13 protein-coding genes are annotated in these 14454 nt (G+C 68.0%); 12 read left to right on the top strand and 1 reads right to left on the bottom strand.

Going from position 1 to position 14454, the window contains the following annotated elements; all coding sequences use genetic code 11:
- Nucleotides 1–23: 23 nt before the first annotated feature.
- The 8 genes from flgG to BCEP18194_RS21950 all read left to right on the top strand — a co-directional run bounded on the left by flgG (nt 24) and on the right by BCEP18194_RS21950 (nt 9710).
- On the top strand, nt 24–812 hold the full coding sequence (gene flgG / locus BCEP18194_RS21985) for a flagellar basal-body rod protein FlgG (protein WP_011353466.1): 789 nt from the start codon (nt 24–26) through the stop codon (nt 810–812).
- A 20-nt stretch (nt 813–832) separates the two neighbouring features.
- Nucleotides 833–1525, top strand: a complete 693-nt coding sequence (flgH, locus tag BCEP18194_RS21980; protein ID WP_011353465.1) for a flagellar basal body L-ring protein FlgH — start codon at nt 833–835, stop codon at nt 1523–1525.
- Between the two features lie 5 nt (nt 1526–1530).
- Nucleotides 1531–2709, top strand: a complete 1179-nt coding sequence (locus BCEP18194_RS21975; protein WP_011353464.1) for a flagellar basal body P-ring protein FlgI — start codon at nt 1531–1533, stop codon at nt 2707–2709.
- The gene (flgJ, locus tag BCEP18194_RS21970; RefSeq protein WP_011353463.1) at nt 2710–3693 is read left to right on the top strand and encodes a flagellar assembly peptidoglycan hydrolase FlgJ; all 984 of its coding nucleotides are present in this window, start codon (nt 2710–2712) and stop codon (nt 3691–3693) included. It abuts the gene before it with no gap.
- A 218-nt stretch (nt 3694–3911) separates the two neighbouring features.
- Entirely contained in the window at nt 3912–4667 is a 756-nt protein-coding gene (locus BCEP18194_RS21965) for a flagellar brake protein (RefSeq protein ID WP_011353462.1), read from the top strand.
- A 197-nt stretch (nt 4668–4864) separates the two neighbouring features.
- A complete protein-coding gene (gene flgK, locus BCEP18194_RS21960) occupies nt 4865–6847 on the top strand; it encodes a flagellar hook-associated protein FlgK (RefSeq protein WP_011353461.1) in 1983 nt (660 codons plus the stop codon).
- A 22-nt stretch (nt 6848–6869) separates the two neighbouring features.
- Nucleotides 6870–8111 carry a flagellar hook-associated protein FlgL gene (gene flgL / locus BCEP18194_RS21955; RefSeq protein ID WP_011353460.1) on the top strand — a complete coding sequence of 414 codons (1242 nt, stop codon included), beginning with the start codon at nt 6870–6872 and terminating at the stop codon, nt 8109–8111.
- A 291-nt stretch (nt 8112–8402) separates the two neighbouring features.
- Nucleotides 8403–9710, top strand: a complete 1308-nt coding sequence (locus BCEP18194_RS21950; RefSeq protein ID WP_011353459.1) for a solute carrier family 23 protein — start codon at nt 8403–8405, stop codon at nt 9708–9710.
- Nucleotides 9711–9768: 58 nt separating this feature from the next.
- Here the strand turns inward: BCEP18194_RS21950 and BCEP18194_RS21945 are convergent, their stop codons facing one another.
- On the bottom strand, nt 9769–10653 hold the full coding sequence (locus BCEP18194_RS21945) for a transcriptional regulator GcvA (protein WP_011353458.1): 885 nt from the start codon (nt 10651–10653) through the stop codon (nt 9769–9771).
- Nucleotides 10654–10749: 96 nt separating this feature from the next.
- Here BCEP18194_RS21945 and BCEP18194_RS21940 point away from each other — a divergent pair, with 96 nt between their 5' ends.
- From BCEP18194_RS21940 to BCEP18194_RS21925, 4 genes are all read left to right on the top strand, one after another.
- Complete coding sequence (locus BCEP18194_RS21940; protein ID WP_011353457.1) at nt 10750–11388, top strand: chromate transporter; 639 nt, start codon at nt 10750–10752, stop codon at nt 11386–11388.
- The gene (locus tag BCEP18194_RS21935) at nt 11385–11912 is read left to right on the top strand and encodes a chromate transporter (protein ID WP_011353456.1); all 528 of its coding nucleotides are present in this window, start codon (nt 11385–11387) and stop codon (nt 11910–11912) included. Before BCEP18194_RS21940 ends, BCEP18194_RS21935 begins: the two co-directional genes overlap by 4 nt.
- 57 nt (nt 11913–11969) lie before the next feature.
- Nucleotides 11970–12668, top strand: a complete 699-nt coding sequence (locus tag BCEP18194_RS21930; protein ID WP_011353455.1) for a YoaK family protein — start codon at nt 11970–11972, stop codon at nt 12666–12668.
- A 355-nt stretch (nt 12669–13023) separates the two neighbouring features.
- Nucleotides 13024–14145, top strand: coding sequence for a porin (locus tag BCEP18194_RS21925; protein WP_011353454.1), 1122 nt, complete (start codon nt 13024–13026; stop codon nt 14143–14145).
- The last annotated feature ends 309 nt before the right edge of the window (nt 14146–14454 follow it).

The following is a 14454-nucleotide window of genomic DNA, read 5'->3' as shown; positions in this document are numbered from 1 at the left end:
AGCCTACGCAGGAGAACTGACAAGTGAACCGTTCGCTCTACATCGCCGCCACCGGCATGAATGCGCAGCAGGCGCAGATGGACGTGATTTCGAACAACCTCGCGAACACCAGCACGAACGGCTTCAAGGCGTCGCGCGCGGTGTTCGAGGATCTGCTGTACCAGACCATCCGCCAGCCGGGCGCGAACTCGACGCAGCAGACGGAACTGCCGTCGGGCCTGCAGCTCGGCACCGGCGTGCAGCAGGTCGCGACCGAGCGCCTGTACACGCAGGGCGGCCTCACGCAGACCGGCAACTCGAAGGACGTCGCGATCAACGGCGCGGGCTTCTTCCAGGTGCTGATGCCGGACGGCACGAACGCCTACACGCGCGATGGCTCGTTCCAGACCAACGCGCAGGGCCAGCTCGTCACGTCGAGCGGCTACCAGGTCCTGCCGGCGATCACGATTCCGCAGAATGCGACCTCGCTGACGATCGGCAAGGACGGTGTCGTGACGGTCACGCAGGCGGGCTCGACCAATTCGGTGCAGATCGGCTCGCTGCAGGTCGCGACCTTCATCAACCCGGCCGGTCTCGAAGCGCGCGGCGAGAACCTGTTCTCCGAGACGACGTCGTCGGGTGCGCCGAACGTGTCGCAGCCGGGCCTGAACGGCGCGGGCACGCTCAGCCAGAACTACGTCGAATCGTCGAACGTGAACGTCGTGCAGGAGCTCGTCAACATGATCCAGACGCAGCGTGCCTACGAGATCAACAGCAAGGCCGTGACGACGTCCGACCAGATGCTGCAGACCGTCACGCAGATGAAGAGCTAACCGGAACATCCGTCGTCGCCATGAAGCAGGTTCGCCTCCTCCCGTCAGCCACCGTCCGCGCCGCATGCGCGGTCGCGGTGGCGGCGTTCGCCGCCGGTTGCGCGCAGATTCCGCGCGATCCGATCATCCAGCAGCCGATGACGGCGCAGCCGCCGACGCCGATGTCGATGCAGGCGCCCGGCTCGATCTACAACCCCGGTTATGCGGGGCGGCCGCTCTTCGAGGATCAGCGTCCACGCAACGTCGGCGACATCCTGACGATCATGATCGCGGAGAACATCAACGCGACCAAGTCGTCGGGCGCGAACACGAACCGGCAAGGCAACACCGACTTCAACGTGCCGACGGCCGGCTTCCTCGGCGGACTGTTCGCGAAGGCGAACCTGTCGGCGACCGGCAACAACAAGTTCGCGGCGACCGGCGGCGCGAGCGCGGCGAACACGTTCAACGGCACGATCACGGTGACCGTCACCAACGTGCTGCCGAACGGCAACCTCGTGGTCAGCGGCGAGAAGCAGATGCTGATCAACCAGGGCAACGAATTCGTGCGCTTCTCGGGTGTCGTCAACCCGAACACGATCTCGGGCGCGAACTCCGTCTACTCGACGCAGGTGGCCGACGCGAAGATCGAATATTCTGCGAAGGGCTACATCAACGAAGCCGAGACGATGGGCTGGCTGCAGCGCTTCTTCCTCAACATCGCGCCGTGGTGATGACGATGCAGAAGACGCTTCTCGACCGCCTGTCGGCCCGCGCGCATGCCGCCGCGCGGCTCGCCGTCGCGTTCATGGCCCTGGCCTGCGTGTTCGGCGCGACGCCCGCGCACGCGGAACGCCTGAAGGATCTCGCGCAGATCCAGGGCGTGCGCGACAACCCGCTGATCGGCTATGGCCTCGTCGTCGGCCTCGACGGCACGGGCGACCAGACGATGCAGACGCCGTTCACGACGCAGACGCTCGCGAACATGCTCGCGAACCTCGGCATCTCGATCAACAACGGTTCCGCCAACGGCGGCGCGTCGCAGCTGAGCAACATGCAGCTGAAGAACGTCGCGGCCGTGATGGTGACCGGCACGCTGCCGCCGTTCGCGCGGCCGGGCGAGGCGCTCGACGTCACCGTGTCGTCGCTCGGCAACGCGAAGAGCCTGCGCGGCGGCACGCTGCTGCTGACGCCGCTGAAAGGCGCGGACGGCCAGGTCTACGCGCTCGCGCAGGGCAACATGGCGGTCGGCGGCGCGGGCGCCAGCGCGAACGGCAGCCGCGTGCAGGTGAACCAGCTCGCGGCCGGCCGGATCGTCGGCGGCGCGATCGTCGAGCGCGGCGTGCCGAACGCGATCGCACAGATGAACGGCGTGCTGCAGCTGCAACTGAACGACATGGACTACGGCACCGCGCAGCGGATCGTGTCCGCGGTCAATTCGAGCTTCGGCCCGGGCACCGCGACGGCGCTCGACGGCCGCACCATCCAGCTCACCGCGCCGGCCGATTCGGCGCAGCAGGTCGCGTTCATGGCGCGGCTGCAGAACCTCGACGTCAGCCCGGACAAGGCCGCGGCGAAGGTGATCCTGAACGCGCGCACCGGCTCGATCGTGATGAACCAGATGGTCACGCTGCAGAGCTGCGCGGTCGCGCACGGCAACCTGTCGGTCGTCGTCAACACGCAACCGGTGGTGTCGCAGCCGGGGCCGTTCTCGAACGGGCAGACGGTGGTGGCGCAGCAGTCGCAGATCCAGCTCAAGCAGGACAACGGCGCGTTGAAGATGGTGACGGCCGGCGCGAATCTCGCCGACGTCGTGAAGGCGCTGAACACGCTCGGCGCAACGCCCGCGGACCTGATGTCGATCCTGCAGGCGATGAAGGCCGCCGGCGCGCTGCGCGCCGACCTGGAGATCATCTAAATGGCAGCCAGTCTCCCGAACGCGAACGACCTCACGCAGCGCTTTGCGCTCGACGTGCAGGGTTTCGACGCCCTGCGCGCGCAGGCGAAGCAGTCGCCGCAGGCCGGCGCGAAGGCGGTCGCCGGCCAGTTCGACGCGATGTTCACGCAGATGATGCTCAAGAGCATGCGCGACGCGTCGCCCGACGGCGGGCTGTTCGATTCGCATACGTCGAAGATGTACACGTCGATGCTCGACCAGCAGCTCGCGCAGCAGATGTCGACGCGCGGGATCGGTGTCGCCGACGCGCTGATGAAGCAGCTGCTGCGCAATGCGGGGCAGGGCGCGGGCAGCGACACGGCGGCCGACGTCGGCGCGGCCGGCCTGGGCGCGGACGGCTTCGGCGCGTCCGGTAACGAAGGTGGCCTCGCCGCGATGAACGCGATGGCGAAGGCCTACGCGAACTCGGCCAACAACGGCGGGCTCGCCGGCACGCGCGGCTACTCGGCCGGCAGCGCGCTGACGCCGCCGCTGAAGGGCGCGAGCGGCGTGCAGGACGCCGACGCGTTCGTCGACCGGCTCGCGGGCCCCGCGCAGGCGGCTAGCGCGTCGACCGGCATTCCGGCGCGCTTCATCGTCGGCCAGGCCGCGCTCGAATCGGGCTGGGGCAAGCGCGAGATCCGCGCGGGCGACGGTTCGACGAGCTACAACGTGTTCGGCATCAAGGCGACCAAGGGCTGGACCGGTCGCACGGTGTCGGCGCTGACCACGGAGTACGTGAACGGCACGCCGCGCCGCGTGGTCGCGAAATTCCGTGCGTACGATTCGTACGAGCACGCGATGACCGATTACGCGAACCTGCTGAAGAACAACCCGCGCTACTCGGGCGTGCTGAGCGCGAGCCGCAGCGTCGAAGGCTTCGCGCACGGGATGCAGAAGGCCGGCTACGCGACCGACCCGAACTACGCGAAGAAGCTGATTTCGATCATGCAGCAGATCGGCTGACCGGCCCGCCGGCGACCGCCGTTGTACCCTCTGGACCGCGCCCGGCAGCCCGCCGCGCGCGGTTTCAACGTTTGCGCGAAAAAAATCCCCAATTCGATCTAAACTTTCGGTCAGCACTGCCGCTAAGTGTGAGAGACCTGCGACCGGGCCCCCGTTCTGGCCCGGTTTTATTGCGCACCGGTTGCCCGGGCGCCCATGACAAGAAAGACCGGCTAGCCATGAATATCGAAACGTCGACGGACCCCAGCCTGGATGCAGGCCACTCCGGGCCCGACTATGCCCGCCGCAATCCGCTGGAAATCGGCGTGCAGCTGCGCAACCTCGTCAATCGCGGCGATTTCCTGACCGTCCAGTACCCGGGTGGCCAGCTTGTCACGCGCCTGCTCGAGGTGGATGTCGGCGCGCGGACGTTCACGTTCGACTGGGGTGCGCTATCCGAGCAGAACGCCAGCATCCTCGGCGCGTCGCACTGCACGTTCGCGGCCGCGCCGGAGGGCGTGCGGGTCGAATTCTCCACGGGCACGCCGCGCGAGACGCGCTACGAGGGGCTGCCCGCGTTCGTCGCCGATTTCCCCGACGTGCTGATGTGCATCCAGCGTCGCGAGTATTTCCGCGTCGATGCGCCGATCGTCGATCCGTTCCTGTGCCGCGGCAAGCTGCCGGACGGCGAGAGCTTCTTGTTCGAAGTGCATAACCTGTCGCTCGGCGGCGTGGGGCTGCGCACGGCCGACGAACGCGTCGAGGCGCTCGAGGTCGGCACGACGCTGCCCGACGTCGAGCTCGAGTTGACCGGCCACGGCAAGCTGTCGCTCGACCTGCAGCTCGTGTCGCAGCGTTCGACGCAGATGCCGAACGGGTCGCGACGCTACCAGCTCGGCTTCCGCTACATGTCGCTGCCGGGCAGCGCGGAAAACACGCTGCAGCGGCTGATCACGCAGCTCGAAATGAAGCGCCGCTCGCTCGCGCGGGCCTGACGCGCAAGCGGCGGCCGGCCCCGCCCGGGGCGGCCCGCACGGCGTTTGCGGCACCCTCGGCCGCACGCTTGAACCGGCGACGCGCGAGTGTGCGTCGCACGTGCATTTTTTCCTCAATTTTTTCGATTGGCGGCCGTTATACCGGGAGTCACGCAACCCGGCGGCCGCGACGTGCGGTCGGCTCATCAGGATCGCGCATGTCCAACACACTCATGAACCTCGGCGTCAGCGGCCTGAATGCCGCGCTCTGGGGCCTCACGACGACCGGCAACAACATCAGCAACGCGGCGACGCCCGGCTATTCGGTCCAGCGGCCCGTGTATGCGGAAGCGAGCAGCCAATACTCGGGCAGCGGTTACATGCCGCAAGGCGTGAACACCGTCACCGTGCAGCGGCAGTACAGCCAGTACCTGAGCGACCAGCTGAACACCGCGCAGACGCAGGGCGGTGCGCTGTCGACGTGGTACACGCTCGTCGCGCAGCTGAACAACTACATCGGCAGCCCGACGGCGGGGATCTCGACCGGGATCACGAGCTACTTCACCGGGCTGCAGAACGTCGCGAACAACGCGTCCGACCCGTCGGTGCGACAGACCGCGATCAGCAACGCGCAGACGCTGGCCAACCAGCTCAACGCGGCCGGCCAGCAGTACGACGCGCTGCGCCAGAGCGTGAACACGCAGCTCACCAGCACCGTGTCGCAGATCAACACGTACACCGCGCAGATCGCGCAGCTGAACCAGCAGATCGCAGCGGCGAGCAGCCAAGGGCAGCCGCCGAACCAGCTGCTGGACCAGCGCGACCTCGCGGTGTCGAACCTGTCGGGCCTGACCGGTATCCAGGTCGTGCGCAACGACAGCGGTTACAGCGTGTTCATGTCGGGTGGCCAACCGCTCGTCGTCGCCGACAAGAGCTACCAGCTTGCGGCCGTCACGTCGCCGTCGGATCCGAGCGAACTGACCGTCGTGTCGCAGGGGATCGCCGGCGCGAAGCCGCAGGGGCCGAACCAGCCGTTGCCCGATTCGTCGCTGTCGGGCGGCACGCTCGGCGGCCTGCTCGCGTTCCGCAGCCAGACGCTCGACCCCGCGCAGGCTCAGCTCGGCGCGATCGCGACCAGCTTCGCCGCGCAGGTCAACGCGCAGAACGCGCTCGGCATCGACCTGTCGGGCAACAAGGGCGGCAACCTGTTCACGACGCCGTCGCCGACCGTGTACGCGAACCAGGGCAATACCGGCAACGCGTCGCTGTCCGTGTCGTTCGCGAACGCGTCGCAGCCGACGACGAGCGACTACACGCTGTCCTTCGACGGCGCGAACTATACGCTGACCGACCGCGCGAGCGGCGCGGTGGTCGACCAGAAGGCGGGGCCGATGCCGGTTTCGCTCGGCGGGCTGAATTTCTCGATCCCGTCGGGCTCGATGAGTGCCGGTGACAAGTTCACCGTGCTGCCGACGCGCGGCGCGCTGAACGGCTTCGGCCTCGCCACGACGAGCGCGTTGGCGATCGCGGCAGCCTCGCCGGCGGTCACGTCGGCGGCGAGCACCAACACCGGCACGGGCAAGATCACGCTGGGCGGCGTCACCTCGGGCTATCAAGTGCCGACGACCAAGCTGACCTATGACGCGACGGCGAAGACTTTGACGGGGTTCCCGGTCGGCACCACGGTGACGATCGGCACCACGCCGCCGACGTCGGTCACGATCAACAACCCGACGGACACCGTCCCGTACGATCCGGCGGCCGGCGCGACGATGACGATGTCGGGAACGGCCGCGGGCGCGCTCAACGGCGTGAGCGTCACGCTGTCCGGCGCACCGGCGACCGGCGACTCGTTCACGATCGGGCCGTATGCGGGCGGCACCAGCGACGGCTCCAACGCGCTCGCGCTGTCGAAGCTGGTCAACGCGAAGGCGTTCGGCAACGGCACGACGACGCTCACGGGCGCGTATGCGAGCTACGTGAACGGCATCGGCAACACGACGACCCAGCTGAAATCGTCGAGCGCCGCGCAGACCGGGCTGATCGGCCAGATCACCGAGGCGCAGCAGTCGGTGTCGGGCGTGAGCACCAACGAGGAAGCGGCCAACCTGATGCAGTACCAGCAGTTCTACCAGGCGAACGCGAAGGTGATCCAGACGGCGGCGACGCTGTTCCAGACCGTGCTCGGCCTGTTCAATTGACCGGATTCGAGGGATAGAAGCGATGCGGATTTCCAGCGCCCAGTTCTTCCAGCTGAACGTTTCACAAATGAACGATCAGCAGGCCCAGCTTGCGCAGCTGTATCAACAGATCTCGAGTGGCGTGAGCTTGCAGACGGCGGCGGACAACCCGGCGGGCGCGGCGCAGGCCGTGCAGCTGTCGATGGCGTCGGCGACGCTGTCGCAGTACGCGACCAACCAGAACGCGGCGCTCGCGTCACTGCAGGCCGAGGACCAGACGCTGCAGAACGTGAGCACCGTGCTGACGAACACGCAGTCGCTGCTCGTGCGCGCCGGCGACGGTTCGATGTCCGACAGCGACCGCTCGGCGCTCGCAACGCAGCTGCAGGGTTACCGCGACCAGTTGATGACGCTCGCGAACACCAACGACGGCGCGGGCAACTACCTGTTCGCCGGCACGAAGAATTCGGCGGCGCCGTTTTCGACGACGCCGAGCGGCAGCGTTGCCTATGTCGGCGACACCGGCACGCGCCAGGTGCAGATCACCGATTCGAGCACCGTGTCGCAGGGCGACACGGGCGCGGCCGTCTTCATGTCGGTGCCGGCGATCGGCAGCTCGCCGGTGCCGTCGGCCCGCGCGGGCAACACGGGCACCGGCACGATCGGCGCGGTCACGGTGACGAACCCGTCGATCGCGACGAACGGCCATCAGTTCTCGATCACATTTGGCGGCACGGCCGCCGCGCCGACCTACACCGTGACCGACAACTCGGTCAGCCCGCCAACCACTACGCCGGCGCAGGCCTATTCGTCGGGCTCGGCGATCTCGCTCGGCAGCGGCATGACCGTGGCGGTGTCGGGCACGCCGGCCGCCGGCGACAAATTTGCTGTTGAGCCGGCGCCGCAAGCGAGCGGCGGCTCGGACGTGTTCTCGACGCTCGACGCGATGGTCGCGGCGCTGAAGACGCCCGTGACGGGCAACCCGGTGGCGGCTGCGACGCTGAAGAACGCGCTGATGACCGGCTCGACCAAGCTTGGCAACACGCTGCGCAACGTCACGACGATTCAGGCATCGGTCGGTGGCCGCGAGCAGGAAGTCAAGGCGATGCAGGCCGTCAACCAGACTGCGTCGCTTCAGGTCACCAGCAACCTGTCCGACCTGACGAGCACCAACATGGTGTCGACGATCAGCCAGTTCCTGCAGATGCAGAACGCGCTGACGGGCTCGCAGAAGGCGTACGCGCAGCTGCAGAACCTGTCGCTGTTCCAGTACATCAACCCCTGATGGTCGCCGCGCCGGCTGCGATGTGAGCGCACGCTTGCATCGCCGCCGGCGTCGGTCGCTGCACGCGTATTTCCCCGCGCGGGCAGGCGCTTCACCGGGGCGCGCCATCGTGCCCCGTTTCACACACGCCGCAAGCCGCGCATCGTGCTCGCGGCCCCGCTCGGCGGCCCGCTTTTCAGCCCGTCCATCAGCCCGCTTGCCAGCCCCATTTCCGCTCCGTAAACTCGCGCCAGATTCCAGACCGGCGCATCCTCCGCAGCCGGCGACCGACTGACAGGAGCCCTTTTCCCCATGTCCGATTCCTACTTCCCGCGCTGGCGGGTGCAATCGACCGGCGCGGCCTCGCGCGTGGTCGGCCCCGACGAGCGCCTCGCGTGGCCGCAGATGGTCGCGATGGGCGTGCAGCACGTCGTCGCGATGTTCGGCTCGACCGTGCTCGCGCCGCTGCTGATGGGCTTCGACCCGAACCTGTGCATCTTCATGTCGGGCATCGGCACGCTGCTGTTCTTCGTGCTGGTCGGCGGCCGCGTGCCGAGCTATCTCGGCTCGAGCTTCGCGTTCATCGGCCTCGTGATCGCGGTGACCGGCTACGGCGGCAGCGGCCCGAACCCGAACATCCCGGTCGCGCTCGGCGGGATCATCGCGTGCGGCGTCGTGTACGTCGCGATCGGCGCGCTGGTGCAGGCGATCGGCACGAACTGGATCGAGACGCTGATGCCGCCCGTCGTGACCGGCGCGGTGGTCGCGGTGATCGGGCTGAACCTGGCGCCGATCGCGGTCAAGGGCGTGTCCGGGTCGACCTTCGAATCGGTGATGGCGCTCGTCACGGTGCTGTGCGTCGGCGGCGTCGCGGTGTTCTCGCGCGGCATGGTGCAGCGCCTGCTGATCCTCGTCGGGCTGGTGATCGCCTACGCGATCTACGCGGTCGTGACCAACGGGATGGCGCTCGGCAAGCCGATCGATTTCTCGATCGTCGAGCATGCGGCCTGGTTTGGGGTGCCGAGCTTCCGCGCGCCGGTGTTCGATCCGCACGCGATGCTGATGCTGGCGCCGATCGCGGTGATCCTCGTCGCGGAAAACCTTGGCCACATCAAGGCCGTCAGCGCGATGACGGGCACCAGCCTCGATCGCTACGTGGGCCGCGCGTTCATCGGCGACGGGCTTGCGACGATCGTGTCGGGCAGCGTCGGCGGCACGGGCGTGACGACCTACGCGGAGAACATCGGCGTGATGGCCGTCACGCGGATCTACTCGACGCTCGTGTTCGCGGTCGCCGCGGTGATCGCGATCGTGCTCGGCTTCTCGCCGAAGTTCGGCGCGGTGATCCAGACGATTCCGGGCCCCGTGCTCGGCGGCGTGTCGATCGTCGTGTTCGGGCTGATCGCGGTGACGGGCGCGCGGATCTGGGTCGTCAACAAGGTCGACTTCTCCGACAACCGCAACCTGATCGTCGCAGCCGTCACGCTCGTGCTCGGCGCCGGCGACTTCTCGCTGAAGATCGGCGGCTTCGGGCTCGGCGGGATCGGCACCGCGACGTTCGGCGCGATCATCCTGTACGCGATCCTGCGTAAGGAAAAGGAACCGGGCCCGGTGGTCTGAGCTTCCGGCGGGCGGTGTCGTGCCGCCCGTGTCATCTTCGGCGTCGAACGTCGCGGCGCTACGCGCCGACGTTCGACTGCGTCTGCAGCCACGCGCAGAACTGCGCGACGAGCGGATCGTCGGCCGGCGCGCGCGGCGCGATCCACCAGTAGCTGCGCGTCGCGATGCGCGGCCCCTCCAGCGGCATCACCAGCCGGCCGCTCGCGAGTTCATCGTCGATCAGCGGCAACGGGCCGAGCGCGACGCCCAGGCCGTCGACGGCCGCCTGCAGTGCCAGGTAGAAGTGGTCGAACGACTGCCGCTTGCGCCCCTTCATCGTCACGCCGGCCGCCGCGAACCAGTCGCGCCAGCCTTCCGGCCGCGTATCCGAATGCAGCAGCACATGGCGCGCGAGATCGTCCGCGCGCGCGATCGGCATGCGCTTGAGCAGCGCGGGGCTGCAGACGGGGATCACGCTTTCGTCGAGGAAGTGGCCGCTCGTGCAGTTCGGCCAGTGGCCGGGGCCACGGCGGATCGCGACATCGAAGCCGTCGAGCGTGTCGAGCGGCGCATTCGACGTCGACAGCTTCAGCTCGACGTTCGGCACGTCACGCTGGAACCGCGACAGGCGCGGCAGCAGCCATTTCATCGCGAAGGTCGGCAGCGCATTGATGCGCAGCACGCGTGCCGCGCCCGTGTTGCGCAGCTGCTCGGTCGCGAGCGCGATGCTGTCGAATGCCGCGCGCACGGTGTCCAGGTAGCGTCGGCCTTCGTCGGTGAGCTTCACGCGCTTGCCATAGCGGTGGAACACGGGCTTGCCGAGCCAGGCCTCGAACCCGGCGATCTGCCGGCTGATGGCACCGTGAGTCACATGCAGCTCGTCGCCGGCGGCGCTGAAGCTTTCATGTCGTGCCGCGGCTTCAAAGGCCCGAAGCGCGGAAAAGGGTGGGAGATCGCGTGCCATGCTTGTGATTCTAGATCACAAGGACGCGCCGATAAAATCGTTTTGCCGGTATTCCGAACGGCGGTAACCTCGGGTCACCGTTTGATAAGGAACCCCATGCAATCCGCTTCTCCGCCGGCCGCTCCGCCGCCGGCCACATCCCCCCGCAGCGTCGGCCTTGCCGAGCTGTTCACCGGTTTCCTGTCGCTGGGCCTCATGTCGTTCGGCGGTGCGCTGCCGTTCGCGCGGCGCACCATCGTCGAAGAGCGCAAGTGGCTCTCCGCCGACGAATTCACCGATCTGCTCGGGCTGTGCCAGTTCCTGCCGGGCGGCAACGTGATCAACCTGTCGGTGGCCGTCGGCATGCGCTTTCGCGGTGTCGCCGGCGCGTTCGCCGGCATTCTCGGGCTGATCGCGGGCCCGACGCTCGTCGTCGTCGCGCTCGGCGTGCTGTACGCGAAGACGCAGAACGATCCGCGCGTGCAGCACCTGTTCGCGGGGCTCGCGGCCGCGGCGGCCGGGCTGCTCGTCGCGATGGCCGTGAAGGTCTTGAAGCCGCTGCGGCACGCGCGGGCGGCGGCCGGCATCGCGGCGCTCGCGTTCGTCGCGATCGCGGTGCTGCGCATCCCGCTGCTGACCGCGATGCTCGTGCTGACACCGGTCAGCATCTGGCTTGCGTCGCGGCGCCGCGACGCGGGCACGCCGCAGCCCGCGCCGGCCGCGGCGCGCGACACGCAGCAAGGGGGGCGGCCATGAACGACACGCTGATCGCCATCGCGACGATTTTCAGCCAGTTGTCGCTGCTCGCGTTCGGCGGCGGCAACACGATCCTGCCGGAGATGCAGCGGCAGGTCGTCGATGTCCATCACTGGATGAGCGCGCACGAGTTCACTTCGCTGTTCGCGCTGGCCCAGGCCGCGCCCGGGCCGAACATGATGATCGTGTCGCTGGTCGGCTGGCACGTGGCCGGCTGGAGCGGGCTGCTGGTCGCGTCGCTCGCGAAGTTCGGGCCGTCGTCGATCGTCACCGTGCTCGCGCTGCATGCGTGGGAGCGCTTTCGCGACCGGCCGTGGCGCCGCTACGTGCAGCAGGGGATGATGCCCGTCACCGCCGGGCTCGTCGCGGCGAGCGCGGTGCTGATTTCCGAGGCGTCGAACCGCACGGCGATCCAGTGGGGCATCACGGCTGCGTGCGCGGTGCTCGCGTGGCGCACACGCATTCATCCGCTGTGGCTGCTCGCGGGCGGCGCGCTGATCGGGCTCACGGGTATCGGGCAGTGACCGGCGCACACTGACCGCCCGTGCGCCATACTGGCGCGATTCTTCACGGGAGGCTCGATGGATCTCGACGGCGCCAGCCGCAATCTCACTGTCGCCGCGTTGCTGACGCTGTCCGGCGGCTATCTCGATGCGTACACGTATGTCGGCCACGGCCACGTGTTCGCGAACACGATGACCGGCAACGTCGCGCTGCTCGGCATCAACCTGTCGGCCGGCGAATGGGCCGCCGCGCTGCATCACGTGCCGCCGCTCGTCGGCTTCGTGATCGCGGTGTTCGTCGCGCACCTGCTCGGCATCGCCGCGCAGCGCGGCTGGATGAAGCACACGGCGTTCGCGTGCCTGCTCGTCGAGATCGCCTTTCTCGGCGTCGCCGCGAGCGGCCTCGTGGGCGCATCGAGTGCCTGGCTGATTCCCGGCATCTCGTTCGTCGCGACGCTGCAGACGCTGTCGTTCACCCACCTCGAGGAACTGTCGTACACGTCGGTGATGACCACCGGCAACCTGCGGCGCGCCGCGCAGAAGCTGTTCGTCGGGCTGATCCCGCGCTACGACGCGGGCGCGCTGCACGACTCGGCACTGCTCGCGACGATCAGCTTCTGCTTCCTGGCCGGCGCGGTGGTCGGCGGCCTCGTCACGCGGCTCGTGCCGGAGGTCGCGCTGTGGGGCGCCGTGCTGCTGCTCGTCGGCGCGTTCGCGGAAATCGTGCGACGGGCGTGGCGTCGGCACACGGCCGACGGCGGGCCGGCGGCGGCCTGACCGCGCATCCTGCGGGCGCACCCCCGCGTGCGCCCCCCGCATGCGCCCCCCGCGTGCGCCCCCCGCGTGCGCCCGTGTCGCGGCACTCGCCGCGCGATCCTTACAGACCCGACATGCCGTAAACCGCGCAGGCGGGCGCTGCCATGTGGTGCCCGACGCCCGCCGGGCAAGCCTCGCGCGCGCAGCGTTGTGCGCGGGCGACAGTTCCGCCGTTACCGCGCATTTCAATTTCTTTCAGCGATTGCACTCGTCATATGATTCAGCCCACATCGCGCGCGCCAAGAACGCGAGCGATCGCCACCCGGTTGCGCACGCGGCCGGCCATGAATGGAGACACCTACAAAAAGGAAAGCTCATGAAGCAGACCACCCGACTCGCAGCCATCGCAGGGGGCGCCGCGCTCGCATTCGCCAGCCAGTACGCGGCCGCACAAAGCTCGGTCACGCTCTGGGGCGTCGCCGACGCCAGCATCCGCTACCTGACCAACGCCAACGCCAAGAACGACGGCCTGCTGTCGATGACCAACGGCGCGATCACGAACAGCCGCTTCGGCATCTACGGCACGGAAGATCTCGGCGGCGGCCTGAAGGCCGTGTTCAACCTCGAGAGCGGCGTGAACCTGCAGAACGGCGCATTCGCCGACAGCGGCCGCCTGTTCAACCGCGCAGCGTACGTCGGCCTGCAGAGCCCGTACGGCACGGTGACCCTCGGCCGCCAGAAGACGCCGCTGTTCGACCTGCTGTCGGACACCTACGATCCGCTGACCGTCGGTAACTACCTCGAAAACGCGTGGCTGCCGGTCGCACTCGGCGGCGGCCTGTATGCGGACAACCAGATCAAGTACACGGGCAAGTTCGAAGGCCTGACCGCGAAGGCGATGTACTCGACCGGCACCAACTACGAATCGACCGGCGCCGGCGGCTTCTCGGGCCAGATCCCGGGCTCGCTCGGCAAGGGCAATGCGTGGGGCGTGTCGCTGTCGTACGTGATGGGCCCGCTCAGCATCGCAGCCGGCGCGCAGCAGAACAGCGACAACTCGGCGCGCAAGCAGACGATCTACCACGCGAACGTCGTGTATGCGTTCAGCAAGGCGAAGATCTATGCGGGCTACCTGCGCTCGAAGGACGACACGGGCTTCGTCGACAGCCTGCTCGCGCAGCAGTCGATTCCGGTCGCGAAGGGCACCGGCCGGATCGACGACGGTCCGTTCGCGGGCGTGAGCTGGCAGGTCAGCGCGCCGCTGACGCTGACGGGCGCGTTCTACTACGACCATATGCGCAATGCGATGACCACCAACGGCACGCTCGCGAGCGGCAACCGCTACGCGATCGTCGGCATCGCCGAGTACGCACTCAGCAAGCGCACGGAAGTCTACGGCACCGTCGATTTCAACAAGACGAACGGCGCGGCGAACGTCGAGCTGCCGGGCCGCAGCAACCAGACCGGCATCGCGATCGGCCTGCGCAATATCTTCTGACGAACGTCGGAACGCATGGGCCGGCAGTCGTCCGGCATGCATCGAAGGGGCGCCGCAAGGCGCCTCTTTTTTTTCGTCGCGCGACCTTCATACGCGCATTCGACTATTCGGCGAATGCTTCATCACGAGACCCCCGCGCCGTAAGGGTTCCGTCGGCAATCCAGAACATACTTTTACAGTGCGCGCGAAGCCTTTCCGCTACGCTGCGTGCATCGCCCGTTGCGTGCCGTCAGGCGCGCGCGTGCGTCGTTCCGGTTGCGCTCGGCGAGTGCGGCCGGCCTGGTGCGTAACTTGTGTATCCGGTGATGA

Origin of the sequence: Burkholderia lata (genome assembly GCF_000012945.1) — a bacterium.
GTDB lineage: Bacteria > Pseudomonadota > Gammaproteobacteria > Burkholderiales > Burkholderiaceae > Burkholderia > Burkholderia lata.
Note: the sequence above shows the minus strand (reverse complement) of the source record. Positions and strands in the feature narration are given on the sequence as shown.

Coding starts and splice junctions, on each gene's coding strand:
- BCEP18194_RS21925 (WP_011353454.1), top strand. CDS start 13,024: ATGAAGCAGACCACCCGACTCGCAGCCATCGCAGGGGGCGCCGCGCTC.
- BCEP18194_RS21975 (WP_011353464.1), top strand. CDS start 1,531: ATGCAGAAGACGCTTCTCGACCGCCTGTCGGCCCGCGCGCATGCCGCC.
- BCEP18194_RS21950 (WP_011353459.1), top strand. CDS start 8,403: ATGTCCGATTCCTACTTCCCGCGCTGGCGGGTGCAATCGACCGGCGCG.
- flgJ (WP_011353463.1), top strand. CDS start 2,710: ATGGCAGCCAGTCTCCCGAACGCGAACGACCTCACGCAGCGCTTTGCG.
- BCEP18194_RS21935 (WP_011353456.1), top strand. CDS start 11,385: ATGAACGACACGCTGATCGCCATCGCGACGATTTTCAGCCAGTTGTCG.
- flgL (WP_011353460.1), top strand. CDS start 6,870: ATGCGGATTTCCAGCGCCCAGTTCTTCCAGCTGAACGTTTCACAAATG.
- flgK (WP_011353461.1), top strand. CDS start 4,865: ATGTCCAACACACTCATGAACCTCGGCGTCAGCGGCCTGAATGCCGCG.
- BCEP18194_RS21965 (WP_011353462.1), top strand. CDS start 3,912: ATGAATATCGAAACGTCGACGGACCCCAGCCTGGATGCAGGCCACTCC.
- BCEP18194_RS21945 (WP_011353458.1), bottom strand. CDS start 10,653: ATGGCACGCGATCTCCCACCCTTTTCCGCGCTTCGGGCCTTTGAAGCC.
- BCEP18194_RS21930 (WP_011353455.1), top strand. CDS start 11,970: ATGGATCTCGACGGCGCCAGCCGCAATCTCACTGTCGCCGCGTTGCTG.
- flgH (WP_011353465.1), top strand. CDS start 833: ATGAAGCAGGTTCGCCTCCTCCCGTCAGCCACCGTCCGCGCCGCATGC.
- BCEP18194_RS21940 (WP_011353457.1), top strand. CDS start 10,750: ATGCAATCCGCTTCTCCGCCGGCCGCTCCGCCGCCGGCCACATCCCCC.